The 24153-nt window shown below is 66.3% G+C and carries 27 protein-coding genes; 23 read left to right on the forward strand and 4 right to left on the reverse strand.

Annotated elements, in window-relative coordinates; genetic code table 11:
• Positions 1-4 precede the first annotated feature (4 nt).
• The 12 genes from HU735_RS24465 (at position 5) to HU735_RS24520 (ending at position 11804) form a co-directional block, all read left to right on the forward strand.
• Entirely contained in the window at positions 5-574 is a 570-nt protein-coding gene (locus tag HU735_RS24465) for a YqgE/AlgH family protein (RefSeq protein WP_186715953.1), read from the forward strand.
• On the forward strand, positions 574-999 hold the full coding sequence (gene ruvX, locus HU735_RS24470) for a Holliday junction resolvase RuvX (protein WP_028688357.1): 426 nt from the start codon (positions 574-576) through the stop codon (positions 997-999). Before HU735_RS24465 ends, ruvX begins: the two co-directional genes overlap by 1 nt.
• A 51-nt stretch (positions 1000-1050) precedes the next feature.
• Positions 1051-1569, forward strand: a complete 519-nt coding sequence (pyrR, locus tag HU735_RS24475) for a bifunctional pyr operon transcriptional regulator/uracil phosphoribosyltransferase PyrR (RefSeq protein WP_186715954.1) — start codon at positions 1051-1053, stop codon at positions 1567-1569.
• A gap of 12 nt (positions 1570-1581) precedes the next feature.
• The gene (locus HU735_RS24480) at positions 1582-2586 is read left to right on the forward strand and encodes an aspartate carbamoyltransferase catalytic subunit (RefSeq protein WP_050707248.1); all 1005 of its coding nucleotides are present in this window, start codon (positions 1582-1584) and stop codon (positions 2584-2586) included.
• Entirely contained in the window at positions 2583-3854 is a 1272-nt protein-coding gene (locus HU735_RS24485; RefSeq protein WP_186715955.1) for a dihydroorotase, read from the forward strand. Before HU735_RS24480 ends, HU735_RS24485 begins: the two co-directional genes overlap by 4 nt.
• A 182-nt stretch (positions 3855-4036) precedes the next feature.
• Positions 4037-4567, forward strand: coding sequence for an ATP-dependent protease subunit HslV (gene hslV, locus HU735_RS24490; protein ID WP_011536056.1), 531 nt, complete (start codon positions 4037-4039; stop codon positions 4565-4567).
• Positions 4568-4640: 73 nt separating this feature from the next.
• Positions 4641-5984, forward strand: a complete 1344-nt coding sequence (gene hslU, locus HU735_RS24495; RefSeq protein ID WP_186715956.1) for an ATP-dependent protease ATPase subunit HslU — start codon at positions 4641-4643, stop codon at positions 5982-5984.
• Between the two features lie 124 nt (positions 5985-6108).
• Positions 6109-6486: a DUF971 domain-containing protein gene (locus HU735_RS24500; RefSeq protein WP_186715957.1), complete on the forward strand. Its 378-nt coding sequence runs from the start codon at positions 6109-6111 to the stop codon at positions 6484-6486.
• Positions 6487-6822: 336 nt separating this feature from the next.
• Positions 6823-8502, forward strand: a complete 1680-nt coding sequence (gene phaC / locus HU735_RS24505) for a class II poly(R)-hydroxyalkanoic acid synthase (protein ID WP_050707251.1) — start codon at positions 6823-6825, stop codon at positions 8500-8502.
• Positions 8503-8566: 64 nt separating this feature from the next.
• The gene (phaZ, locus tag HU735_RS24510; protein ID WP_186715959.1) at positions 8567-9418 is read left to right on the forward strand and encodes a poly(3-hydroxyalkanoate) depolymerase; all 852 of its coding nucleotides are present in this window, start codon (positions 8567-8569) and stop codon (positions 9416-9418) included.
• Positions 9419-9520: 102 nt separating this feature from the next.
• Complete coding sequence (gene phaC / locus HU735_RS24515) at positions 9521-11185, forward strand: class II poly(R)-hydroxyalkanoic acid synthase (protein ID WP_186715961.1); 1665 nt, start codon at positions 9521-9523, stop codon at positions 11183-11185.
• Positions 11186-11189: 4 nt separating this feature from the next.
• Positions 11190-11804: a TetR/AcrR family transcriptional regulator gene (locus HU735_RS24520; protein ID WP_050707254.1), complete on the forward strand. Its 615-nt coding sequence runs from the start codon at positions 11190-11192 to the stop codon at positions 11802-11804.
• An 85-nt stretch (positions 11805-11889) separates the two neighbouring features.
• Here the strand turns inward: HU735_RS24520 and HU735_RS24525 are convergent, their stop codons facing one another.
• The 3 genes from HU735_RS24525 to HU735_RS24535 all read right to left on the reverse strand — a co-directional run bounded on the left by HU735_RS24525 (position 11890) and on the right by HU735_RS24535 (position 13591).
• Complete coding sequence (locus HU735_RS24525; RefSeq protein WP_186715963.1) at positions 11890-12633, reverse strand: phasin family protein; 744 nt, start codon at positions 12631-12633, stop codon at positions 11890-11892.
• A gap of 10 nt (positions 12634-12643) precedes the next feature.
• Positions 12644-13066 (reverse strand): phasin family protein, encoded by a 423-nt coding sequence (locus HU735_RS24530; RefSeq protein WP_050707256.1) that lies wholly within the window; start codon positions 13064-13066, stop codon positions 12644-12646.
• Positions 13067-13315: 249 nt separating this feature from the next.
• Positions 13316-13591: a polyhydroxyalkanoic acid system family protein gene (locus tag HU735_RS24535; RefSeq protein ID WP_050707257.1), complete on the reverse strand. Its 276-nt coding sequence runs from the start codon at positions 13589-13591 to the stop codon at positions 13316-13318.
• 125 nt (positions 13592-13716) lie between these two features.
• Between HU735_RS24535 and ubiE the strand changes: the two genes are divergently transcribed.
• From ubiE to HU735_RS24590, 11 genes are all read left to right on the forward strand, one after another.
• Positions 13717-14487, forward strand: coding sequence for a bifunctional demethylmenaquinone methyltransferase/2-methoxy-6-polyprenyl-1,4-benzoquinol methylase UbiE (gene ubiE / locus HU735_RS24540; protein WP_050707258.1), 771 nt, complete (start codon positions 13717-13719; stop codon positions 14485-14487).
• Entirely contained in the window at positions 14487-15110 is a 624-nt protein-coding gene (locus HU735_RS24545; RefSeq protein ID WP_186715965.1) for an SCP2 sterol-binding domain-containing protein, read from the forward strand. Before ubiE ends, HU735_RS24545 begins: the two co-directional genes overlap by 1 nt.
• Entirely contained in the window at positions 15107-16720 is a 1614-nt protein-coding gene (gene ubiB / locus HU735_RS24550; RefSeq protein WP_186715973.1) for a ubiquinone biosynthesis regulatory protein kinase UbiB, read from the forward strand. The genes HU735_RS24545 and ubiB overlap by 4 nt, the downstream gene beginning before the upstream one ends.
• Before the next feature lie 73 nt (positions 16721-16793).
• Positions 16794-17186, forward strand: coding sequence for a phosphoribosyl-AMP cyclohydrolase (gene hisI / locus HU735_RS24555; RefSeq protein WP_186715975.1), 393 nt, complete (start codon positions 16794-16796; stop codon positions 17184-17186).
• Position 17187: 1 nt separating this feature from the next.
• Positions 17188-17523, forward strand: a complete 336-nt coding sequence (locus HU735_RS24560) for a phosphoribosyl-ATP diphosphatase (protein ID WP_186715977.1) — start codon at positions 17188-17190, stop codon at positions 17521-17523.
• A gap of 150 nt (positions 17524-17673) precedes the next feature.
• Positions 17674-17946 (forward strand): twin-arginine translocase TatA/TatE family subunit, encoded by a 273-nt coding sequence (locus HU735_RS24565; RefSeq protein ID WP_028688374.1) that lies wholly within the window; start codon positions 17674-17676, stop codon positions 17944-17946.
• A 3-nt stretch (positions 17947-17949) separates the two neighbouring features.
• Positions 17950-18318, forward strand: a complete 369-nt coding sequence (gene tatB, locus HU735_RS24570; protein ID WP_186715979.1) for a Sec-independent protein translocase protein TatB — start codon at positions 17950-17952, stop codon at positions 18316-18318.
• Positions 18315-19106, forward strand: coding sequence for a twin-arginine translocase subunit TatC (tatC, locus tag HU735_RS24575; RefSeq protein WP_186715981.1), 792 nt, complete (start codon positions 18315-18317; stop codon positions 19104-19106). Before tatB ends, tatC begins: the two co-directional genes overlap by 4 nt.
• Complete coding sequence (locus HU735_RS24580; RefSeq protein WP_186715983.1) at positions 19103-19810, forward strand: 16S rRNA (uracil(1498)-N(3))-methyltransferase; 708 nt, start codon at positions 19103-19105, stop codon at positions 19808-19810. Before tatC ends, HU735_RS24580 begins: the two co-directional genes overlap by 4 nt.
• Positions 19811-19909: 99 nt before the next feature.
• On the forward strand, positions 19910-21826 hold the full coding sequence (locus tag HU735_RS24585; RefSeq protein WP_186715988.1) for a methyl-accepting chemotaxis protein: 1917 nt from the start codon (positions 19910-19912) through the stop codon (positions 21824-21826).
• 155 nt (positions 21827-21981) lie between these two features.
• Positions 21982-23934 (forward strand): methyl-accepting chemotaxis protein, encoded by a 1953-nt coding sequence (locus HU735_RS24590; protein ID WP_186715991.1) that lies wholly within the window; start codon positions 21982-21984, stop codon positions 23932-23934.
• Here HU735_RS24590 and HU735_RS27335 read toward each other — a convergent pair.
• The coding region (locus tag HU735_RS27335) for a hypothetical protein (protein ID WP_186715992.1) at positions 23924-24153 on the reverse strand (230 nt) is incomplete at its 5' end. The genes HU735_RS24590 and HU735_RS27335 overlap by 11 nt on opposite strands.

A 24153-nucleotide genomic window follows, 5' to 3' on the forward strand; every position in this document is an offset into this window, starting at 1 on the left:
GGACATGAAGACCCTCGCCCCCAGCTACCTCAAGCACCAGTTCCTGATCGCCATGCCGCACATGGCCGATCCGAACTTTGCCCAGACCCTCACCTACATCGTCGAGCACAATGCCCACGGCGCCATGGGCCTGGTGGTCAACCGCCCGCAGGAGCTGAACCTGGCCGACATCCTCGAGCAGTTGCGCCCGAATGACGAGCCGCCCGCCAGCACCCTGCACATCCCGATCTACCAGGGCGGTCCGGTGCAGACCGACCGCGGTTTCGTGCTGCACAGCAACGACCGCAGCTACCAAGCCACGGTCGAGCTGGAGGGCCTGTCGCTGTCCACCTCCCAGGACGTGCTGTTCGCCATCGCCGCCGGCGACGGCCCGCGCAAGAGCCTGATCACCCTGGGCTACGCAGGTTGGGAAGCCGGCCAGCTGGAGGCGGAGCTGGCCGACAACGCCTGGCTCAACTGCCCGTTCGACCCCGAGATCATCTTCGGCCTGGCCAGCGACCAGCGCCTGGGCGCCGCCGCCGCGAGCCTGGGCATCAACCTCAGCCTGCTGACCAGCCAGGCGGGCCACGCCTGATGGCCGAACTGCGTCTGCTGCTGGGCTTCGACTATGGCACCCGACAGATCGGCGTGGCCGTCGGCCAGGTGATCACCGGCCAGGCCCGCGAGCTGTGCACGCTCAAGGCCCAGAACGGCGTGCCGGACTGGAACCAGGTCGAGAAGCTGATCAAGGAATGGAAACCCGACGCCATCGTCGTCGGCCTGCCGCTGAACATGGACGGCACGCCCAGCGAGATGAGCGAGCGCGCCGAGAAATTCGCCCGACGCCTGCACGGCCGCTACAACCTGCCAGTGCACACCCATGACGAACGCCTGACCACCTTCGAGGCCAAGGGCGAGCAGATGGCCCGGGGCGGGCGCCACGGCAGCTACCGCGACAACCCGGTCGACGCCATCGCCGCCGCCCTGCTGCTGCAAGGCTGGCTGGAGGCCAACACTTAAATCCGCTTTGCCGCCGGGCCGATCCGGCGCCCGCCTTCCGAGGAGCACGCAATGAGCCTACCCAATCCCGCCGACCTGATCCGGCAGATGGCCGTCGACCTTCGCGCCCACCTGGCCCGCCGTGGCATTACCGAGCCACGCTTCATCGGCATCCGCACTGGCGGCGTGTGGGTAGCCCAGGCCCTGCAAGCGGAACTGGGCGACGACAGCCCGCTGGGCACCCTGGATGTCTCGTTCTACCGCGACGACTTCAGCCAGAACGGCCTGCACCCGCAGGTGCGCCCCTCGGAGCTGCCGTTCGAGATCGAAGGCCAGCACCTGGTGCTGGTGGACGACGTGCTGATGAGCGGGCGCACCATCCGCGCCGCCCTCAACGAACTGTTCGACTATGGCCGTCCGGCCAGCGTGACCCTGGCCTGCCTGCTCGACCTGGATGCCGGCGAACTGCCGATCCGGCCGAATGTACTCGGCGCCACCCTGTCCCTGGCTGCCCATGAACGGGTAAAATTGACCGGACCCACGCCGCTCGCCCTCGAGCGCCAGGACCTCGCTCCCGCTTCCGCCCTTTAAGAGTCCCCCGCGATGACGCCATTCGACGCCAAGCGCCCGCTGCAGCTCAATGACCAGGGCCAGCTGCGCCACTTCCTCTCGCTCGACGGTTTGCCCCGCGAACTGCTCACCGAGATCCTCGACACCGCCGACTCGTTCCTCGAAGTCGGCGCCCGGGCCGTGAAGAAAGTCCCGTTGCTGCGCGGCAAGACCGTGTGCAACGTGTTCTTCGAGAACTCCACCCGTACCCGCACCACCTTCGAACTGGCCGCCCAGCGCCTGTCGGCCGACGTGATCAGCCTGAACGTGTCGACTTCCTCGACCAGCAAGGGCGAGACCCTGTTCGACACCCTGCGCAACCTGGAGGCCATGGCCGCCGACATGTTCGTCGTGCGCCACTCCGATTCCGGCGCCGCCCACTTCATCGCCGAGCATGTGTGCCCGGACGTGGCGGTGATCAATGGCGGTGACGGCCGCCATGCCCACCCGACCCAGGGCATGCTCGACATGCTCACCATTCGTCGGCACAAGGGCGGTTTCGAAAACCTCTCCGTGGCCATCGTCGGTGACATCCTGCACTCGCGGGTGGCCCGCTCGGACATGCTGGCGCTCAAGGCCCTGGGCTGCCCGGACATCCGCGTGATCGGCCCGAAAACGCTGATCCCGATCGGTATCGAGCAGTATGGCGTGAAGGTCTACACCGACCTCGCCGAAGGCCTCAAGGACGTCGACGTGGTGATCATGCTGCGCCTGCAGCGCGAGCGCATGGCCGGTGGCCTGCTGCCCAGCGAGGGCGAGTTCTACCGCCTGTTCGGCCTGACCACCGCGCGCCTGGCCGGGGCCAAGCCGGATGCCATCGTCATGCACCCGGGCCCGATCAACCGCGGCGTGGAAATCGAATCGGCGGTGGCCGACGGCCAGCACTCGGTGATCCTCAACCAGGTCACCTACGGCATCGCCGTGCGCATGGCCGTACTGTCCATGGCCATGAGCGGGCAGAACGCGCAACGTCAATTCGACCAGGAGAACGCCCAGTGACCATCAGCATTATCGGCGCCCGGGTCATCGATCCTGCCAGCGGCCTGGACCGCATCACCGACCTGCACCTGGACGGCGGCCGTATAGCCGCCATCGGCGCGGCGCCGGCCGGCTTCAACGCCAGCCGCACGATCCAGGCCGACGGCCTGGTGGCCGCCCCGGGCCTGGTCGACCTCGGTGTTTCCCTGCGCGAGCCGGGCTACAGCCGCAAGGGCAACATCGCCAGCGAAACCCGTGCCGCCGTGGCCGGCGGTGTCACCAGCCTGTGCTGCCCACCGCAGACCAAGCCGGTGCTGGACACCTCGGCGGTCGCCGAACTGATCCTCGACCGCGCCCGCGAGGCGGCCAACAGCAAGGTCTACCCGATCGGCGCCCTGACCAAGGGCCTGGAAGGCGAGCAACTGGCCGAGCTGGTGGCCCTGCGCGACACCGGTTGCGTGGCCTTCGGCAACGGCCTCAAGGAAATCCCCAACAACCGCACCCTGGCCCGTGCCCTGGAATACGCGGCGACCTTCGACCTGACCGTGGTGTTCCACTCCCAGGACCGCGATCTTTCGCAAGGCGGCCTGGCCCACGAAGGCCCGATGGCCAGCTTCCTCGGCCTGCCGGGCATCCCGGAAACCGCCGAAACCGTGGCCCTGGCCCGCAACCTGCTGCTGGTCGAGCAGACTGGCGTGCGCGCCCACTTCACCCAGATCACCAGCGCCCGCGGCGCCCGGCTGATCGCCCAGGCCCAGGCGCTGGGGCTGCCGGTCACCGCCGACGTGGCGCTGTACCAGCTGATCCTCACCGACGAAGCGCTGCGCGACTTCTCCAGCCTGTACCACGTGCAGCCGCCGCTGCGCACCGCCGCCGACCGCGACGGCCTGCGCGAGGCGGTGAAGTCCGGGGTGATCCAGGCGATTTCCAGCCACCATCAGCCCCACGAACGTGATGCCAAGCTGGCGCCGTTCGGTGCCACCGAGCCGGGGATCAGCAGCGTCGAACTGCTGCTGCCGCTGGCCATGACCCTGGTCGAGGACGGGCTGCTCGACCTGCCGACCCTGCTGGCGCGCCTGAGCAGCGGCCCGGCCGCTGCGATGCGCCTGCCAGCCGGCGAGCTGAAGGTGGGTGGCGCGGCGGACCTGGTGCTGTTCGATCCGAAAGCGTCCACTGTTGCCGGCGAGCAGTGGTTCTCTCGCGGCGCGAACTGCCCGTTCATCGGCCACTGCCTGCCGGGCGCGGTGCGTTATACCTTGGTCGACGGGCACGTCTGCTTTGAGGCCTGAGTAACGCCCATCACGGGGCAAGCCCGCTCCCACGCGCTCGCGTGGGAGCGGGCTTGCCCCGTGATCGTTTCGGAAACATCCTGTCTTGCTCGCCGCTCATCCCCTGCGGTTGAAATCCTTCCCCCCTCCCCCCATATGAGTCTGCATCAGGCATTTTCGCCCCGCTGCGTGGAGACTCTCCCTTGACTACCATCGTTTCTGTCCGCCGTAACGGCAAAGTCGTCATGGGCGGCGACGGCCAGGTTTCCCTCGGCAACACCGTGATGAAAGGCAACGCCAAGAAAGTCCGTCGCCTGTACAACGGCCAGGTCATCGCCGGCTTCGCCGGTGCCACCGCCGATGCCTTCACCCTGTTCGAGCGCTTCGAAGCCCAGCTGCAGAAACACTCCGGCCACCTGGTGCGGGCTGCCGTCGAGCTGGCCAAGGAATGGCGCACCGACCGCTCCCTGAGCCGCCTGGAAGCCATGCTGGCCGTGGCCAACAAGGACGCCTCCCTGATCATCACCGGCAACGGCGACGTGGTCGAACCCGAGGACGGCCTGATCGCCATGGGTTCCGGTGGCGGCTACGCCCAGGCCGCTGCCCGCGCCCTGCTGAACAAGACCGACCTCTCGGCCCGTGAAATCACCGAGGCCGCCCTGAACATCGCCGGCGACATCTGCGTGTTCACCAACCACAACCTGACCATCGAGGAGCAGGACCTGGCCGAGTGATCAGTTGTTTTGGCGTCCCGCCCACAGCGGGACTTTTCCACACTGATGACTGCGCCCCAGGACCCTATTGATCATGTCCATGACCCCCCGCGAAATCGTTCACGAACTGAACCGCCACATCATCGGCCAGGACGATGCCAAGCGCGCCGTCGCCATTGCCCTGCGCAACCGCTGGCGGCGCATGCAGCTCCCCGCCGAGCTGCGTGCCGAAGTGACCCCCAAGAACATCCTGATGATCGGCCCCACCGGCGTCGGCAAGACCGAGATCGCCCGTCGCCTGGCCAAGCTGGCCAACGCGCCGTTCATCAAGGTCGAAGCGACCAAGTTCACCGAAGTCGGCTACGTTGGCCGTGACGTCGAGTCGATCATCCGCGATCTTGCCGACGCCGCGCTGAAGATGCTGCGCGAGCAGGAAATCGTCCGCGTGCGCCACCGCGCCGAGGACGCCGCCGAAGACCGCATTCTCGACGCCCTGCTGCCACAGGCGCGGGTCAGCAGCTTCAGCGAGGAAGCCCAGCAGTCCAGCACCGACTCCAACACCCGCCAGCTGTTCCGCAAGCGCCTGCGCGAAGGCCAGCTGGACGACAAGGAAATCGAGATCGAAGTCGCCGAGAACATGGGCGTCGAGATCGCCGCGCCGCCCGGCATGGAAGAGATGACCAACCAGCTGCAGAGCCTGTTCGCCAACATGGGCAAGGGCAAGCGCAAGACCCGCAAGCTGAAGGTCAAGGAAGCGCTGAAGATGGTCCGCGACGAAGAAGCGAGCCGTCTGGTCAACGAGGAAGAGCTCAAGGCCAAGGCCCTGGAAGCGGTCGAGCAGCACGGCATCGTGTTCATCGACGAGATCGACAAGGTGGCCAAGCGTGGCAATGTCGGCGGCGCCGATGTCTCCCGTGAAGGCGTGCAGCGCGACCTGCTGCCGCTGATCGAGGGCTGCACCGTCAACACCAAGCTGGGCATGGTCAAGACCGACCACATCCTGTTCATCGCCTCCGGCGCGTTCCACCTGAGCAAGCCGAGCGACCTGGTACCCGAGCTGCAGGGCCGCCTGCCGATCCGTGTCGAGCTCAAGGCGCTGACCCCGGAAGACTTCGAGCGCATCCTCAAGGAGCCGCACGCCTCGCTGACCGAACAGTACAGCGCCCTGCTCAAGACCGAGGGCCTGAACATCGAGTTCGCCGCCGACGGCATCAAGCGCCTGGCCGAGATCGCCTACCAGGTCAACGAGAAGACCGAGAACATCGGTGCCCGCCGCCTGCATACCCTGCTCGAGCGCCTGCTCGAAGAGGTGTCGTTCAGCGCCGGCGACCTGGCCAGCGCCCACGACGAGACGCCGATCCACATCGACGCCGCCTATGTGAACAGCCACTTGGGTGAGCTGGCGCAGAACGAAGACCTGTCGCGTTACATCCTGTAAGACCATCGCGGGGCAAGCCCGCTCCCACGATCAGCGTGGGAGCGGGCTTGCCCCGCGAATGCCCCTTGAATCCATGCGCTAGAAGCTCGAAGCTTGCTCCATCCGCTTCCCTGAGACCAAGCCCATGGCCCGCCTGCCCACCGCCATCAACCTGCACAAAGCCTCCAAGACCCTCACCCTCACCTACACCCCCGGCGAGGTCTACCACCTGCCCGCCGAATTCCTGCGCGTGCACTCCCCCTCCGCCGAGGTCCAGGGCCACGGCAATCCCATCCTGCAATTTGGCAAGATCAACGTCGGCCTCAGCGGCCTGGAACCGGCCGGTCAATATGCACTGAAACTGACCTTCGACGACGGCCATGACTCCGGATTGTTCACCTGGGAGTACCTCGAGCAGCTGTGCCTGCGCCAGGAGCAGCTGTGGACCGATTACCTCGACGAATTGCACAAGGCCGGCAAATCCCGCGACCCGTCCGAATCGGTGGTGAAATTGATGCTCTAGCTCAAGGCTCGCAAGCTTTAGAGCGCATTTTCTAATCTCATCTGCTTGAATGCCTTGATGACTGCCAAAGATTGGCTGTCTTGCGCATTACACGAAAGTCGGGTAACCAATGGAGCTGGCAAGTTCCCTGCATTGCCTTGATGGCAGGCAGGGCCAGGCCGGTATGTAGAGGTCGCGAGCGAAAGCAGGTTGTCTTCACACGCAGAAACCCACGCAGCTCATCATCGGCACGCATCCGGTCGCAGCACCGCTGTTCCTTATCACTGGTCACCCGAGTAGCAGTACCGGGCTGTCACAGCACGCCGGTACTCGTCTCAGGACAACGGAGCGTCGTAGATGAGTAACAAGAACAACGATGAGTTGCAGCGGCAGGCCTCGGAAAACACCCTGGGGCTGAACCCGGTCATCGGCATTCGCCGCAAGGATCTGCTGACATCGGCGCGCACTGTGCTGCGCCAGGCGGTACGCCAGCCCCTGCACAGCGCCAAGCACGTGGCGCATTTCGGCCTGGAGCTGAAAAACGTGCTGCTGGGCAAGTCGGCCCTGCAGCCCGAAGGCGACGACCGTCGCTTCGCCGACCCGGCGTGGAGCAAGAACCCCCTGTACCGCCGCTACCTGCAGACCTACCTGGCCTGGCGCAAGGAGCTCAACGACTGGATCGGCGAAAGCGACCTGTCGCCCCAGGACATCAGCCGCGGGCAGTTCGTCATCAACCTGGTGACCGAGGCCATGGCCCCCACCAACACCCTCTCCAACCCCGCCGCGGTCAAGCGCTTCTTCGAGACCGGCGGCAAGAGCCTGCTCGACGGGCTGTCCAACCTGGCCAAGGACATCGTCAACAACGGCGGCATGCCCAGCCAGGTGAACATGGAGGCCTTCGAGGTCGGCAAGAACCTCGGCACCAGCGAAGGCTCGGTGGTGTACCGCAACGATGTGCTGGAACTCATCCAGTACAGCCCCATCACCGAGCAGGTGCACAGCCGTCCGCTGCTGGTGGTGCCGCCACAGATCAACAAGTTCTACGTCTTCGACCTGAGCCCGGAAAAGAGCCTGGCGCGCTTCTGCCTGCGCTCCCAGCAGCAGACCTTCATCGTCAGCTGGCGCAACCCGACCAAGGCCCAGCGCGAGTGGGGCCTGTCGACCTACATCGACGCGCTCAAGGAGGCGGTCGACGCGGTGCTGGCGATCACCGGCAGCAAGGACCTGAACATGCTCGGCGCCTGCTCCGGCGGCATCACCTGCACCGCGCTGGTAGGCCACTACGCCGCGCTCGGCGAGAAGAAGGTCAACGCCCTGACCTTGCTGGTGAGCGTGCTCGACACCACCGTCGACACCCAGGTCGCGCTGTTCGTCGACGAGCAAACGCTGGAGGCGGCCAAGCGCCACTCCTACCAGGCCGGGGTGCTCGAAGGCAGCGACATGGCCAAGGTGTTCGCCTGGATGCGCCCCAACGACCTGATCTGGAACTACTGGGTCAACAACTACCTGCTCGGCAACGAGCCGCCGGTGTTCGACATCCTGTTCTGGAACAACGACACCACCCGCCTGCCGGCCGCCTTCCACGGCGACCTGATCGAGATGTTCAAGAACAACCCGCTGACCCGCTCCGACGCCCTCGAAGTGTGCGGCACCGCCATCGACCTGAAGAAGGTCGACTGCGACATCTACAGCGTCGCCGGCACCGCCGACCACATCACCCCGTGGCAGTCGTGCTACCGCTCGGCGCACCTGTTCGGCGGCAAGATCGAGTTCGTGCTGTCCAACAGCGGCCATATCCAGAGCATTCTCAACCCGCCGGGCAACCCCAAGGCGCGCTTCATGACCGGCGAGGACCGCCCGGACGATCCGGTGGCCTGGCAGGAGAACGCCATCAAGCATGCCGACTCCTGGTGGCTGCACTGGCAGGCCTGGCTGGGCGAGCGCGCCGGCGAACTCAAGAAGGCGCCTACAAAGCTGGGTAACCGCACCTATACCGCAGGCGAGGCCGCACCGGGAACATACGTGCACGAGCGTTGAACCGAACCGCCGCGATGGGCCTGTCGGTGCATCGCGGCGCTACCTTCACCACAGAGTCACGCGCATGCCGCAACCGTACATCTTCAGGACCGTAGAGCTGGACGAGCAGTCCATCCGCACCGCGGTCCGCCCGGGCAAGCCACACCTGACACCGCTGCTGATCTTCAACGGCATCGGCGCCAACCTCGAGCTGGTGTTCCCGTTCATCGAGGCGCTGGACCCGGACCTGGAGGTCATCGCCTTCGACGTGCCCGGGGTCGGCGGCTCGTCGACGCCCCGCCACCCCTACCGCTTTCCCGGCCTGGCCAAGCTGACCGCGCGCATGCTCGACTATCTGGACTACGGCCAGGTCAATGTCATCGGCGTGTCCTGGGGCGGCGCCCTGGCCCAGCAGTTCGCCCACGACTACCCCGAGCGCTGCAAGAAGCTGGTACTGGCCGCCACCGCCGCCGGCGCGGTGATGGTACCGGGCAAGCCCAAGGTGCTGTGGATGATGGCCAGCCCACGGCGCTACGTGCAGCCCTCCCATGTGATCCGCATCGCCCCGCTGATCTACGGCGGCGGCTTCCGGCGCGACCCGGACCTGGCCATGCAGCATGCCGCCAAGGTCCGCTCGGGCGGCAAGCTGGGCTACTACTGGCAGCTGTTCGCCGGGCTCGGCTGGACCAGCATCCACTGGCTGCACAAGATCCACCAGCCCACCCTGGTGCTGGCCGGCGACGACGATCCGTTGATCCCCCTGATCAACATGCGCCTGCTGGCCTGGCGAATTCCCAATGCCCAGCTACACATAATCGACGACGGCCACCTGTTCCTGATCACCCGGGCCGAGGCCGTCGCGCCGATCATCATGAAATTCCTCGAGCAGGAACGCCAACGCGCGGTCATGCACCCCCGGCCCGCTGCGCGCACCTGATGCCGATCGCGGGACAAGCCCGCACCCACCGCCCCGGAAAAGCTGGCGTGGGAGCGGGCTTGCCCCGCGATCGGTCCGATTGCTAAACGATGGAGTGTTGGCATGAAAGACAAACCGGTGCCCGTCACCAGCATGAACGTGCAGAACGCCATCACCGGCCTGCGCGGTCGCGACCTCATTTCGACCCTGCGCCAGGTCGGCAGGATCAGCCTGCGCAACCCGCTGCACACCGCCCACCACCTGCTGAGCCTGGGCGGCCAACTGGGCCGCGTGTTGATCGGCGACAGCCCCTATCAGCCTAACCCCCGCGACACGCGATTCAGCGACCCGACCTGGAGCCAGAACCCGTTCTACCGTCGCGGCCTGCAGGCCTACCTGGCCTGGCAGAAGCAGACCCGCCTGTGGATCGAGGAAAGCAGCCTGGCCGACGATGATCGCGCCCGGGCACAGTTCCTGTTCAACCTGGTCAGCGATGCCTTCGCCCCCAGCAACTCGCTGCTCAACCCCCTGGCGGTCAAGGAGCTGTTCAACACCGGCGGCCTGAGCCTGCTGCGCGGGGCCAGCCACCTGCTCGACGACCTGCGCCACAACGACGGCCTGCCGCGCCAGGTGGACGAACGGGCCTTCGAGGTCGGCGGCAACCTGGCCGCCACCCCCGGCGCGGTGGTGTTTCGCAACGAGCTGCTGGAGCTGATCCAGTACAAGCCCATGAGCGAGAAACAGTACGCCCGGCCGTTGCTGGTGGTACCGCCGCAGATCAACAAGTTCTACATCTTCGACCTGGGCCCGACCAACAGTTTCGTCCAGTACATGCTCAAGCAGGGCCTGCAGGTGTTCATGGTCAGCTGGCGCAACCCTGACCCGCGCCACCGCGAATGGGGCCTGTCCAGCTACGTGCAGGCCCTGGAGGAAGCGCTCAATGCCTGCCGCAGCATCAGCGGCAGCCGCGATCCCAACCTGATGGGCGCCTGCGCCGGCGGCCTGACCATGGCCGCCCTGCAAGGCCACCTGCATGCCAAGAAACAGCTGCGCAAGGTGCGCAGCGCCACTTACCTGGTGAGCCTGCTCGACAGCCAGTTCGACAGCCCAGCCAGCCTGTTCGCCGACGAGCAGACCGTGGAGGCGGCCAAGCGCCGCTCGTACCAGCGCGGCGTGCTCGACGGCGGCGAAGTGGCGCGGATCTTCGCCTGGATGCGCCCCAACGACCTGATCTGGAACTACTGGGTCAACAACTACCTGATGGGCAAGACCCCGCCGGCGTTCGACATTCTCTACTGGAACGCCGACAACACCCGCCTGCCCGCCGCCCTGCACGGCGACCTGCTGGACTTCTTCAAACTCAACCCGCTGACCTTCCCCGAAGGGCTGGAAGTGTGCGGTACGCCGATCGACCTCAAGCAGGTCGGGCTGGACAGCTTCACCGTGGCCGGCAGCAACGACCACATCACCCCGTGGGACGCCGTTTACCGCTCGGCCCTGCTGCTCGGCGGCGATCGGCGATTCATCCTGGCCAACAGCGGCCATATCCAGAGCATCATCAACCCGCCCGGCAACCCCAAGGCCTACTACCTGGAAAACCCCAAGCTCTCCAGCGACCCACGGGCCTGGTTCCACGATGCCCAGCGCCGCGACGGCAGTTGGTGGCCACTGTGGCTGGAATGGATCACCGAGCGCTCGGGTACGCTGAAGACACCCCGCGAGGAACTGGGCAACGCCACCTATCCGCCGCTGGGCCCCGCGCCGGGCAGCTACGTATTGGCGCGCTGACCGGATGAAGACCCGCGACCGTATCCTCGAATGTGCCTTGCAGCTGTTCAACCGCCAGGGCGAACCGAACGTCTCGACCCTGGAGATCGCCAACGAACTGGGGATCAGCCCCGGCAACCTGTACTACCACTTCCACGGCAAGGAGCCACTGGTGATCGGCCTGTTCGAGCGCTTCGAAGAGGAGCTGATGCCACTGCTCGATCCGCCCCTGGATGTGCGCCTGGACGCCGAGGACTACTGGCTGTTCCTGCACCTGATCGTCGAGCGCATGGCCCAGTACCGCTTTTTGTTCCAGGACCTGTCCAACCTCACCGGGCGCCTGCCCAAGCTGGCGCGGGGCATGCGCAGCCTGATCAACGCCCTCAAGCGCACCTTGGCCGCGTTGCTGGCCAGCCTCAAGGGCCAGGGCCAGGTGACCAGTGAGACCCAGGCGCTGGGGCAACTGGTGGAGCAGATCACCCTGACCCTGATGTGCTCGCTGGACTACCAGCGGGTGCTGGGGCGCGAGGGCGACGTGGGGGTGGTGGTATACCAGGTGATGATGCTGGTGGCGCCGCATCTGCAGGCACCGGCGCGCAGCGCGGCGGAGCAGTTGGCGATGCGGTATCTGGAAGGCTGAAACGATCACGGGGCAAGCCCACCCCCACGCGTCCTGTACAGGCTTCGTGGGAGCGGGCTTGCCCCGCGATCAGGGCGACGCGGTGTCAGGCCTGGGTGGCCGCGTTCACCGGTGCCGACGGCGTGCTGCTGGCCGGGGCCGCGCTCGGGGCCGGAGCCGCGGTGGCGGCGGGCGTTGGAGCTGCCGGCTTGGCTGCCACAGGCTTGGCCGGGGCGGCTTTTTTCACGGCCGGTTTCTTGGCCGCAGCGGTTTTGACCGCTGGTTTGGCCGCCGCTGGCTTGGCTGCCGGTTTGGCCGCTGCGGTTTTCGCCGCAGGCTTGGCCGCCGGTTTTGCCGCGGCGGTCTTGGCCGCAGGCTTGGCTGCCGCCTTGGCCAGGGGCTTGGCCGCGGTCTTGCTGGCACTGGCCTTGGAGATCGGAGTCACCGACGCACCGGTCAGTTTCTCGATCTGCTTGGTCAGCGAGTCGACCTGCTGGTGCAGGGCCTTGATCTCATTGCGGCTGGGCACGCCCAGGCGCGAGATGGCGCTGTTCAGGCGCTTGTCGAAGGCCTCTTCCAGCTCGCTCCACTTGCCCAGCGCACGGTCCTTCACGCCAGATACCCGGGAGTTGGTCGACGACTTGGCGCTTTCGGCCACGTCTTCGGCGGTTTTCTTCGCCTGCTTCTCGGCCTTTTCGCCATCCTTCACCAGCGAATCGAACAGCTTCGGACCATCCTGGTCGACCTTGGAGTAGATACCCAGGCCAGCCAACCAGATCTTGCGGGAGTACTTCTCGATTCCGCCGATCCAGGAGCTGCCTTCTTTCTCGGTGTTCTTCTTGCCAGCCATCCTGCTCTCCTTATGGTTTGTGCGCGACGCGCTCGAGCAGCTCGTGCAGCTGTTCAAGCTTGATGGACAACGCCTCAACGTCATGTTTAGACGGAATGCCGAGGCGATTCAAGGCGCGACCGACACGGGCATCGAAGGCTTTCTCGATTTTGTCCAGTTGGACCTCGACCTTGCCGCGTACCCGGCTGACTTCCTGGGTGGCTTCATCGAGATGGCCGTTGGCGGCCTCGATCTCTTTATCCAGGCGCTTCTTGCCGCGTTTCTCGACGCCTTCGCCGGCCTTCACCAGCTCCTTGAAGTAGTCGGAACCTTCCTGGCCGACGCGGGCGTAGGCACCGATGCCCGCCAGCCAGATCTTGCGGGCGTAGCCGCGCACCTCGCCCAGGGTACTGCCTTGGGCGTCGTCTTTCTGCTTGAGATTCACTTTGGCCATGCTCTGCACCTCATGCTCGTTCAAGGGGAGGGAGGAACTGCCCTGGGAGGCAGGGCTTGAGCGTGAAGGTAGGCGGAAAAATTAGAATCCTCACCCTAAGGTGGGGTCATGCAGCGTTTGCGTTTGCGTGGGAGCGGGCTTGCCCCGCGATAGCTATTGCCCGGGCTGGCGCTATCGCGGGGCAAGCCCGCTCCCACAATACCTGCTCCCACAAGGCCCGCGCCCGCAAACAACAATGAGCGCGCAGTGTCAGGCCAGGGCCTTGTCCAGCGCCCGCTCGATCTCGCCCTTGATGCTACCGCTCATCATCGACAGCATCATGCCCAGCTTCAGCTCGACGCGGATGGTGTCCTCGCCAATGTGCACGCTGCCGTTGGCGCCGCTGCGCGTCACATCGACGCGGTCGCCATTCCAGGTGGCCTTGAGGTCGTATTCGCGGCTGAGCCTGTCGACCAGCGCCTCGGCCTTGGCACGGGCGGCGTCACGGCCGAGGGAGTGTTTGCGTTCAACGCTGATCTGGGTCATGCGGGTGATCCTGGATATGAAGACATAATCGCCATTATGCCCGCCCCCTCTGCATGACACACCCCGCCAAGACAAATCCGCCCGCAGCCCCTAGAATGGCCGTAATTTTTTTCTGGTGAAGCGATATGACCGACCAGCGCAAAGGCGACCACGCCGAACCCACTACCCACTTCGGCTACCAGGACGTGCCCGAGAGCCAGAAGGCGAAGAAAGTCGCCGAGGTGTTCCACTCGGTGGCCGCCAAGTACGACCTGATGAACGACGTGCTGTCCGGCGGCATGCACCGCCTGTGGAAGCGCTTCACCATCGAGCTGTCCGGCGTGCGCAGCGGCAACCGGGTGCTGGACATCGCCGGTGGCACGGGCGATCTGGCCGCCAAGTTCTCGCGCCTGGTCGGCCCGACCGGCCAGGTGGTACTGGCCGACATCAACGATTCGATGCTCAAGGTCGGCCGTGACCGCCTGCTCGACCGCGGCGTGGCCGGCAACATCGAGTTCGTCCAGGCCGACGCCGAGAAGCTGCCGTTCCCGGACAACCACTTCGACTGCGTGACCATCGCCTTCGGCCTGCGCAACGTGACCCACAAGGACGAAGCCATCCGCTCCATGCTGCGGGTGCTCAAGCCCGGTGGCCGCCTGTTGATCCTGGAGTTCTCCAAGCCGACCAACAAGCTGATGTCCAAGGCCTACGACGCCTACTCGTTCGCCTTCATGCCGCTGGCTGGCAAGCTGATCACCAATGACTCGGAAAGCTACCGTTACCTGGCCGAATCGATCCGCATGCACCCCGACCAGGAAACGCTCAAGAGCATGATGGTCGAGGCCGGCTTCGACCGCGTCACCTACCACAACATGACCAGCGGAATCGTCGCCGTGCACCGGGGGATCAAGCCCTGATGCTCCTGGCCGGCCTGCTCGCCAGCGCCGAGCACGGGCTCAACCGTGTCCTGCGCCTGGACAGCACCGCCCTCCCGCGCCTGGCGGCGCTGGAAGGGCGGGTGATCGAGATCGACTGCGTGCAGCCGGCCCTGAAGCTGTTCGTGCTGCCCGACGAGGAAGGCCTGATGCTCGCCGTCCACTGGGAGGGCGAGGTCGACTGCACCCTGCGCGCCCCCGCCGGGCGCCTGGCGCAGCTGGCCCTGGCCAAGGACAAGACCGCCGTGCTGCACAGCCCCCAGGTCGAACTGCATGGCGACAGCGCCGTGCTGCTCGACCTGTTCGGCATCGTGCAGGACCTGGAGCTGGACTGGGAATACGAGCTGCAGCGCTGGCTGGGCCCGGTGCCCACCGCGCTGATCGCCGGCCACCTGCGCCTGCGCGCGCGCTGGACCCGCCAGGGCCTGGCCCGCTTCGGCGAGAACCTCTCCGAGTACCTGGCCGAGGAATCCCGCACCCTGGTCGGCAAACGCGAAGCCGAAGCGGCGTTCAGCGAGCTCGATGCGCTGAAGGTCGACATCGAACGTCTCGAGGCGCGCCTGCGCCGCCTCGCCCACATTCTTGATACCAGCGATAACGCATGAAGCTGCTCGCCGTCCGCCGTCTGTTGCGCATCCAGCGCGTCGTGATCCGCTACCGCCTCGATGACCTGCTGTTCGAACAGCCCCTGCTGCCCTGGTGGCTGGCCAGCCTGCGCCTGCTGATGCCCTGGCGCTGGCTGCCGCGCAAGCCCCTGGAGCTGAGCCGCGGCGCGCGCCTGCGCCTGGCGCTGCAGGACCTGGGGCCGATCTTCATCAAGTTCGGCCAGTTGCTCTCCACCCGCCGCGACCTGCTGCCCACCGACATCGCCGACGAGCTGATGCTGCTGCAGGACCGGGTACCGCCATTTGACCCGCAGCACGCCGTGGCGCTGATCGAGGAACAGCTCGGGGCGAAGGTGGGCGAGGTGTTCAGCCGCTTCGACGTCGAGCCGCTGGCCTCGGCCTCGGTGGCCCAGGTCCACGCCGCGCGCCTGAAGAGCGGCGAGGAAGTGGTGGTCAAGGTGGTGCGCCCAGGCCTCAAGCCGGTCATCGCCCAGGACCTGGCCTGGCTGTTCCTGATCGCCAAGGCCGCCGAGCGCGCCTCGGCCGATGCCCGCCGCCTGCACCCGGTGGAGATCGTCGGCGACTACGAGAAGACCATCTACGACGAGCTCGACCTGCTGCGCGAGGCGGCCAACGCCAGCCAGCTGCGACGCAACTTCGAAGGCTCCGAGCTGATGTACGTACCCCAGGTGTACTGGGACTTCTGCCGGCCCAAGGTGCTGGTGATGGAGCGCATCTACGGCGTGCCGGTCACTGACATGGCCACCCTGGCCGACCAGCGCACCGACATGAAGATGCTCGCCGAGCGGGGGGTGGAAGTGTTCTTCACCCAGGTGTTCCGCGACAGCTTCTTCCACGCCGACATGCACCCGGGCAACATCTTCGTCAGCACGGTCAAGCCGTGGAGCCCGCAGTACATCGCCATCGACTGCGGCATCGTCGGCAGCCTGACGGCCGAGGACCAGGACTACCTGGCCCGCAACCTGATCGCCTTCTTCAAGCGCGATTACCGCCGCGTGGCCCAGCTGCACATCGATTCGGGCTGGGTGCCGGCGCAGACCAAGGTCACCGAGTTCGAGGCGGCGATCCGCACCGTGTGCGAGCCGATCTTCGAGAAGCCGCTCAAGGACATCTCCTTCGGCCAGGTGCTGATGCGCCTGTTCCAGACCGCCCGGCGCTTCAACATGGAAGTCCAGCCGCAGCTGGTGCTACTGCAGAAGACCCTGCTCAACATCGAAGGCCTGGGCCGTCAGTTGTATCCGGACCTGGACCTGTGGAGCACCGCCAAGCCGTTCCTCGAGCGCTGGATGCGCGAGCGCATGAGCCCGAAGGCGGTGATCGGCAACCTGTACAGCCAGGCCGAGCAACTGCCGCACCTGGCCGACATGACCCGCGACCTGCTCGAACGCCTGTCGCAACCGCACCTGCACGATGCGCAACTGCCCGAGCGGCGCCGCGCCGGCGACAACTGGGCGCTGCGCCTGCTCGGCGCCGGCCTGCTCGGCGGCGGCGCCACCCTGGCCGCCGGTGCCGTCAGCCTCAGCGCCCCGGCCGCCTGGCCGGCGTGGCTGATGCTGGCCGCCGGCCTGTACCTGATCGTGCGCCGATAGCCAGCCGCGCCGCCGGCTGGCACACTAGCGCAAAGGGGCCCGGTACGGGAGCGGGCCCGGTTTGGAGTCGACGATGAAAGACTGGCTGGACGAGATCAAGTGGAACAGCGATGGCCTGGTGCCGGCGATCGCCCAGGACCACAAGACCGGGCGCGTGCTGATGATGGCCTGGATGAACCGTGAATCCCTCGCCCTGACCGCCGCCGAGCATCGCGCCATCTACTGGTCGCGCTCGCGGGGCAAGCTGTGGCGCAAGGGCGAAGAGTCGGGCCATGTGCAGAAACTGCATGAAATGCGCCTGGACTGCGACGCCGACGTGATCATCCTGATGGTCGAGCAACTGGGTCATATCGCCTGCCATACCGGCCGCGAAAGCTGCTTCTACCGCGTCTTCGAGGACGACCAGTGGAAAATCGTCGACCCGGTCCTGAAGGATCCGGACGCCATCTACAGCGCAGGACACTGACATGAGCGACACCCTGAACCGCCTCGCCGAGGTGCTGGAAGAACGCAAGCACGCGGCGCCGGACAGCAGCTACGTGGCCAGCCTGTATCACAAGGGCCTGAACAAGATTCTCGAGAAGCTCGGCGAAGAGTCCATCGAGACCATCATCGCCGCCAAGGATGCCGCCTCCAGCAAGGATTACAGCGATGTCATCTATGAAACCGCAGACCTGTGGTTTCATAGCCTGGTCATGCTCAGCGCGCTGGGCCAGCATCCGCAGGCGGTGCTTGACGAGCTGGAGCGTCGGTTCGGGTTGTCCGGGCATGACGAGAAGGCTGCGCGTCAGCCTTCTGCCTGAAGATTGCCGGGGGCGCGTTGCGCCCCTTTCGCGACACAAGGCCGCTCCTACAGGGGGCCGCGTCGCCTGAACGATTCGCTGAACCCTGTGATGGGCTGCAAGGCAGCCCCGGGGCCCGATAGACCGACACACATTTTTCAGGAGTACGAAATGGGCATTTTTGACTGGAAACACTGGATCGTCCTGCTGGTCGTCGTGGTGCTGGTGTTCGGCACCAAGAAACTGAAGAACTTCGGCAGCGACCTGGGCGAATCGATCAAGGGCTTCCGCAAGGCCATGAACGAAGAAGAAACCAAGCCCGCCGAGCAGACCCCGCCGCCGGCGCAACCGGTTCCGCCGGTGCAGAACACCGCGCAGCAGGCCCAGGGCCACACCATCGAGGGCCAGGCCCAGCCGGTCCAAGAGCCGCAGCGGAAAGACTGACCCATGTTCGGCATCAGTTTCAGCGAGCTGCTGCTCGTCGGCCTGGTCGCCCTGCTGGTGCTCGGCCCCGAGCGCCTGCCGGGGGCCGCGCGCACCGCGGGCCTGTGGATCGGCCGCCTCAAGCGCAGCTTCAACGCGATCAAGATGGAGGTCGAGCGCGAGATCGGCGCCGACGACATCCGCCGCCAGCTGCACAACGAGCACATCCTGCAGATGGAGCAGGAGGCCAAGCGCATCCTCAATCCGCTGACGCCACCGGCGCAGCCCACGGCCAGCGCTGAAACGCCCGCCACACCCGCCGTCGAAGCCGCCCCCGCGCAGCCGACCGCGACGCCACCCTCCGAGCCGCCCCAACCGCCACGAGCCCCATGAGCGAGAATCCGGAACATGACCAGCCGATGCCGCTGGTCTCGCACCTGACCGAACTGCGCACCCGCCTGCTGCGCTGCGTCGCCGCCATCTTCCTTATCTTCGCCGGGCTGTTCTCCTTCGCCCAGCAGATCTACACCCTGGTCTCGGCGCCGCTGCGCGCGCACCTGCCGGCCAACGCGACGATGATCGCCACCGACGTGGCCTCGCCGTTCCTGACGCCGTTCAAGCTGACCATGATCGTCTCGCTGTTCCTGGCGATCCCGTTCATCCTGCAGCAGATCTGGGGGTTCATCGCCCCGGGCCTGTACCGCCACGAAAAGCGCATTGCCATCCCGCTGCTGGTATCGAGCATTTTCCTGTTCTATGCCGGCATGGCCTTCGCCTACTTCCTGGTGTTCCCGCTGATCTTCGGCTTCTTCGCCAGCGCCACCCCCGAGGGCGTGTCGATGATGACTGACATTTCCAGCTACCTCGACTTCGTCATGACCCTGTTCTTCGCCTTCGGCGTCGCCTTCGAGATCCCGGTGGCGGTGGTGCTGCTGGTGTGGATCGGCGTGGTCGACGTGCAGTACCTGAAGAAGATCCGCCCGTACGTGATCATCGGCTGCTTCGTGGTCGGCATGATCCTCACCCCGCCGGACATCTTCTCCCAGACCCTGCTGGCCGTGCCCATGTGGCTGCTGTTCGAGGTCGGCGTGCTGTGCGGCAGCCTGATCCGCAAGCGCAGCCACGAGCCGGACGAAGCGAGCAACGACCACAACGACCAGCCGCCAGCGACCCAACCGTGAACCTGTTGCTTCTTGAAGAAGCCGACTTCGTGTCGGCCGACCGTGTCGTCCTGGCCGATCGCCGCTTCACCCACATGCAGGAGATCCACCGCGTGGCGGTGGGCGACAGCCTGCGCGTCGGGCGCATCGGCGGCCTGATGGGCAAGGCCGAGGTCATCCGCCTCGAAGGCCATGAGGCCGAACTGCAAGTGGCCTTCGACCAGCTGCCACCCGCCAAGCTGCCGCTGACCCTGGTGCTGGCCGTGCCCCGCCCGAAAATGCTGCGCCGGCTGTTCCAGACGGTCGCCACCCTGGGCGTGCCGCGGCTGATCCTAGTCAACAGCTACAAGGTCGAGAAGAGCTTCTGGCAGACGCCGTTTCTGCAGCCCGAGACCATCCGCGAAAACCTCATTCTCGGCCTGGAGCAGGCCCGCGACACGGTGCTGCCGGAAGTGATCATCGAGAAGCGCTTCAAGCCCTTCGTCGAAGACCGCCTGCCCGCCATCGCCGAAGGCACCCTGGGCCTGGTCGGCCATCCCGGCCCCTACCCTGCCTGCCCGCGCGCCGTGGAAGGCCCGGTGACCCTGGCGATCGGCCCCGAAGGCGGCTGGATCCCCTACGAGGTCGAGTTGCTCGGCAAGGCCGGCCTGGCCCCGGTGCAACTGGGCGATCGTATCCTGCGGGTGGAAACGGCGGTCACCGCCCTGCTCTCGCGAATTTTCTGACGCAAAGGTCAGGTTTTTACCATCAAGTTTCCCCGCCCCGCGCCGATGGCCTGTGCAACAGAACAATAATCCGCACTGCCACGCGCCGGGGAGTCGTCTATGTACCGTTGGTTTGCCCAGTCACTGGGAAATGTAAGCGTCAATCGCAAGTTGGGGATCGGCTTCGGCCTGGTGCTGCTGCTCACGCTCGGCATCACCTTCACCGGCTGGCTGGGCATCGACAGCGTCACCAGCCGTGGCGACAAGCTCGGCAACATCTCGGTGATCCACCAGTACACCCAGGACCTGCGCCTGGCCCGCCTGGGCTATGAGCGCAACCGTGACGACGCCGCCGTGGCGGAACTGGAAAAGGCCCTGGGCAATCTCGAGCGCCAGATTCAGTTCATGCTCGGCCAGATCGAGCTCCCCGCCGACCGCCAGCGCCTGGACAAGCAGCAGGACGCCGTGCGCCAGTACCAGCAGGCCTTCGCCGAACTCAAGCAGGCCGGCCAGCGCCGCGAGGCCAGCCGGGCCACCCTGGGCGACAGCGCCGACAAGGCCGCCGAGCTGATCGGCAAGGTCCAGCAGCGCCTGCTGCAGGGCGGTGATATCCAGCAGTACCAGGAGGTGGTGCAGGTCGCCGCCCTGTTGCAGCAGGCACGCTTCCAGGTGCGCGGCTACACCTACAGCGGCAAGGCCGAGTTCCAGCAGACCGCCCTCGGCGCCATCGACCAGGCCATGACCATGCTCAAGGCGCTGCCGGGCAAGCTTCCGGCCGAGTTCGCCGCCAGCCTCGACGACGCCGCCAGCGCATTGGCCGCCTACCGCGACGCGGTGAACCAGTTCGGCAACGCCCAGGCCGCCAGCGAGCAGGCGCTGACGCGCATGTCCGCGCAAGGCCAACTGCTGCTGGTTACCAGCCAGGAAATGAGCGTTTCGCAAACCACCGTGCGCGACCAGGGCACCCAGCAGGCCAAGACCCTGCTGGCCGGCGCCACCGCACTGGCGCTGCTGCTGGGGGTGCTGGCGGCCTTCGCCATCACTCGGCAGATCATCGTGCCGCTGCGCCAGACCCTCGCCGCCGCCGAGCGCGTGGCCGGCGGCGACCTGCGCCAGGACCTCAAGGCTGATCGACGCGACGAACTGGGCCAGTTGCAGGCCAGCATGCAGCGCATGACCCAGGGCCTGCGCGAGCTGATCGGCGGCATCGGCGACGGCGTGACGCAGATCGCCAGCGCCGCCGAGGAACTGTCGGCGGTCACCGAGCAGACCAGCGCCGGGGTCAACAACCAGAAGGTCGAGACCGACCAGGTTGCCACCGCCATGAACGAGATGACCGCCACCGTCCAGGAAGTGGCGCGCAACGCCGAGCAGGCCTCGGAAGCGGCGCTGATGGCCGACCAGCAGGCCCGCGAGGGCGACAAGGTGGTGGGCGAGGCGATCAGCCAGATCGAGCGCCTGGCCGGCGAGGTGGTCAATTCCAGCGAAGCGATGAGCCAGCTCAAGGCCGAGAGCGACAAGATCGGCAGCGTGCTCGATGTGATCAAGTCGGTGGCCCAGCAGACCAACCTGCTGGCGCTCAACGCCGCCATCGAGGCCGCCCGCGCCGGCGAAGCGGGCCGTGGCTTCGCCGTGGTCGCCGACGAGGTGCGCAGCCTGGCCCAGCGCACCCAGCAGTCCACCGAGGAGATCGAGGAGCTGATCGCCAGCCTGCAGAACGGCACCGAGCGCGTGGCCAGCGTCATGGACAGCAGCCGCGCCCTGACCGACAGCAGCGTCGAACTGACCCGCCGCGCCGGCGACTCGCTGGGTACCATCACCCGCACCGTGTCGTCGATCCAGTCGATGAACCAGCAGATCGCCACCGCCGCCGAGCAACAGAGCGCCGTGGCCGAAGAGATCAACCGCAGCGTGATGAACGTACGCGACATCTCCGACCAGACCTCGGCGGCGAGCGAGGAGACCGCCAGTTCCAGCGTCGAGCTGGCCCGCCTGGGGACGCATCTGCAGGGTTTGGTGGGGCGTTTCAGGCTCTAATTCGCGGCTTGCGGGCTGTAGGCCTTACCCTTCAACCCGCAGAGAATTTTCCTACTCGATTTGCAGGTCCAGTCCGACGGACTTCCGGCCGATGAGCAAGGGCCATGGCGGCATTCTGCCGCCACGGCCTTTTCTCAATTGGACGGAGACCTGCCATGTTCGGATACCTTGACCGCCAGCTCGGCAACCTCGGCGTCGGGCTCAAGCTCGCCCTGGGTTTCGCCGTGGTGCTGCTGCTCACCCTGGCCACCACCCTTAGCGGCTGGAGCGCACTGGACGGTGCCATCGAGCGCTCGGAGCAGCTCGGCGACATCGGCCAACTCAACGACCTGACCCGTGACCTGCGCGCCGAGCGCATCACCTACCGGGTACTCGCCGACGACGTCAGCAAGACCCGCATCGCGACTATCCTGGAGCAGTTGCACGACCGCCTGACCCTGCTGCAGCAACGCAGCGGCGTCGATTCGTCGCGACAGATGCTGAGCCAGAAACTGCAGTTGCTGCAGCGCCTGAAAGCCGACTTCGCCATCCTGCAAGGCACCGTGGACAGCCGCGAAGGCTTGCGTGCGGCGATGCAGGCGCAGGCAGGCGTGCTCGAAAGCGTGATCGACGAACTGCAGACCCAGGCCTTGCTGAAGCTGCCGGGCGATGGCCGGCAGGGTAGCGTGGTCGGGCTCATGGATACCCTGGGCCGCCATATCGAGTCCGCCAGCCAGCAGAGCCTGGTGCCGGCCTATGCCTTCTCGCCCCGGGACAGCTTCGCCAGCATGGGCGATGCCGCGCTGCAGGCGGCGGACACCAGCCTGGGTCAGTTGCTGCGGGCTATCGCCCCGCTGGAGCTGCCCGGCACGCTGACCCAACGCCCGCAGGTGGAACTGGACCGCTACAGCGACACCCTGCGCCAATACCGCGACACCGCGCTCAAGGTCGAGCAGTTGCAGGACGGCATGGAGAAAATGGGCGACGAGCTGCAGGCCGTGAGCCGTGAACTGAGCGAGCGCAAGGTCGAGCAGCGCGACAACGAGGCCCTGGCCGACCGTTCGCTGCTGACCAGCGTGGCCGTGCTGGCGCTGCTGTTCGGCATCCTCGCCGCCTGGCTGATCACCCGGCAGGTCACCCAGCCCCTGCGCCAGGTGCTGGCCCAGGCGGAGCGCATCGCCCGTGGCGACCTCAGCCAAGTACAGACGGTGCAGCGCCGCGACGAGATGGGCCAGTTGCAGGCGAGCATGCGCGAGATGACCTTGAGCTTGCGCGAGCTGCTCGGCGGCATCGACCAGGGCGTCGGTCACCTGTCCCGGGCCGCGACGGCGCTGGCCGGCGCCAGCGTGGACACCCGCGAGCGCATTGGCCAGCAACAAGAGGAGACCGACCAGGTGGCCACGGCCATGAACCAGATGAGCGCCACGGTGCAGGAGGTCGCGCAGAACGCCGAGCAGGCCTCGCAGGCGGCCACCACCGCCGACCGCCAGGCACAGCTGGGTGACGAGGTGGTGGCCGAGGCGATTGCCCGCATCGAGCAGCTGGCCGGGCAGATGGACCATTGCCTGGCGGCCATGGGTCACCTGGCCGGTGAAAGCCAGCGCATCGGTTCGATTCTCGATGTGATCAAGTCGGTGTCCGAGCAGACCAACCTGCTGGCGCTCAACGCTGCCATCGAGGCGGCCCGGGCCGGTGAGGCCGGGCGCGGTTTCGCCGTGGTGGCCGACGAGGTGCGCGGCCTGGCCCAGCGTACGCAGCAGTCGACCGAGGAGATCGAGTTGCTGATCGACAACCTGCACCGTGGCACCGATGAGGTGACCGGTCTGTTGGACGACAGCAAGCGCCTGACCGGGCAAAGCGTCGAGCTCAGCCGCAAGGCCGGCGCCGCGTTGGGGCAGATTACCGAGACGGTTTCGACGATCCAGGGGATGAACCAGCAGATTGCCACGGCCAGTGAACAGCAGAGCGTGGTGGCCGAGCAGATCAACCGTAGCGTGATCAATGTGCGGGATGTGTCGGAGCAGACGCGGGCGGCCAGTGAGCAGACGGCGGTTTCGAGTGGGGAGTTGGAGCAGTTGGGGCAGTTGGGGCAGCAGTTGCGGGGCATGGTGGGGCGGTTCAATCTTTAAGCCTTGCAGGCGTGCCCAGATCGCCAGGACCTGAAACCAGACCGACGGCTTTGGCTTTGGCTTTGGCTTCGGCTTCGGCTTCGGCTTCGGCTTCGGCTTCGGCTTCGGCTTCGGCTTCGGCTTCGGCTTCGGCTTCGGCTTCGGCGATCAGAAGATTAACCCCACAGCCAACTAGCGACAGCTGCGTCAGCCCAGGCGCCGCCCGTACTTTCGCGACTT

Origin of the sequence: Pseudomonas sp. BW16M2 (assembly GCF_014268865.1) — a bacterium.
Taxonomy (GTDB): domain Bacteria; phylum Pseudomonadota; class Gammaproteobacteria; order Pseudomonadales; family Pseudomonadaceae; genus Aquipseudomonas; species Aquipseudomonas peradeniyensis.

Bases quoted from the DNA above. Each gene is read 5' to 3' on its own strand.
- HU735_RS24465 (WP_186715953.1), top strand. From the start codon at position 5: ATGAAGACCCTCGCCCCCAGCTACCTCAAGCACCAGTTCCTGATCGCC.
- ruvX (WP_028688357.1), top strand. From the start codon at position 574: ATGGCCGAACTGCGTCTGCTGCTGGGCTTCGACTATGGCACCCGACAG.
- pyrR (WP_186715954.1), top strand. From the start codon at position 1,051: ATGAGCCTACCCAATCCCGCCGACCTGATCCGGCAGATGGCCGTCGAC.
- HU735_RS24480 (WP_050707248.1), top strand. From the start codon at position 1,582: ATGACGCCATTCGACGCCAAGCGCCCGCTGCAGCTCAATGACCAGGGC.
- hslU (WP_186715956.1), top strand. From the start codon at position 4,641: ATGTCCATGACCCCCCGCGAAATCGTTCACGAACTGAACCGCCACATC.
- HU735_RS24500 (WP_186715957.1), top strand. From the start codon at position 6,109: ATGGCCCGCCTGCCCACCGCCATCAACCTGCACAAAGCCTCCAAGACC.
- phaC (WP_050707251.1), top strand. From the start codon at position 6,823: ATGAGTAACAAGAACAACGATGAGTTGCAGCGGCAGGCCTCGGAAAAC.
- phaZ (WP_186715959.1), top strand. From the start codon at position 8,567: ATGCCGCAACCGTACATCTTCAGGACCGTAGAGCTGGACGAGCAGTCC.
- phaC (WP_186715961.1), top strand. From the start codon at position 9,521: ATGAAAGACAAACCGGTGCCCGTCACCAGCATGAACGTGCAGAACGCC.
- HU735_RS24520 (WP_050707254.1), top strand. From the start codon at position 11,190: ATGAAGACCCGCGACCGTATCCTCGAATGTGCCTTGCAGCTGTTCAAC.
- HU735_RS24525 (WP_186715963.1), bottom strand. From the start codon at position 12,633: ATGGCTGGCAAGAAGAACACCGAGAAAGAAGGCAGCTCCTGGATCGGC.
- HU735_RS24530 (WP_050707256.1), bottom strand. From the start codon at position 13,066: ATGGCCAAAGTGAATCTCAAGCAGAAAGACGACGCCCAAGGCAGTACC.
- HU735_RS24535 (WP_050707257.1), bottom strand. From the start codon at position 13,591: ATGACCCAGATCAGCGTTGAACGCAAACACTCCCTCGGCCGTGACGCC.
- ubiE (WP_050707258.1), top strand. From the start codon at position 13,717: ATGACCGACCAGCGCAAAGGCGACCACGCCGAACCCACTACCCACTTC.
- HU735_RS24545 (WP_186715965.1), top strand. From the start codon at position 14,487: ATGCTCCTGGCCGGCCTGCTCGCCAGCGCCGAGCACGGGCTCAACCGT.
- ubiB (WP_186715973.1), top strand. From the start codon at position 15,107: ATGAAGCTGCTCGCCGTCCGCCGTCTGTTGCGCATCCAGCGCGTCGTG.
- hisI (WP_186715975.1), top strand. From the start codon at position 16,794: ATGAAAGACTGGCTGGACGAGATCAAGTGGAACAGCGATGGCCTGGTG.
- HU735_RS24560 (WP_186715977.1), top strand. From the start codon at position 17,188: ATGAGCGACACCCTGAACCGCCTCGCCGAGGTGCTGGAAGAACGCAAG.
- HU735_RS24565 (WP_028688374.1), top strand. From the start codon at position 17,674: ATGGGCATTTTTGACTGGAAACACTGGATCGTCCTGCTGGTCGTCGTG.
- tatB (WP_186715979.1), top strand. From the start codon at position 17,950: ATGTTCGGCATCAGTTTCAGCGAGCTGCTGCTCGTCGGCCTGGTCGCC.
- tatC (WP_186715981.1), top strand. From the start codon at position 18,315: ATGAGCGAGAATCCGGAACATGACCAGCCGATGCCGCTGGTCTCGCAC.
- HU735_RS24585 (WP_186715988.1), top strand. From the start codon at position 19,910: ATGTACCGTTGGTTTGCCCAGTCACTGGGAAATGTAAGCGTCAATCGC.
- HU735_RS24590 (WP_186715991.1), top strand. From the start codon at position 21,982: ATGTTCGGATACCTTGACCGCCAGCTCGGCAACCTCGGCGTCGGGCTC.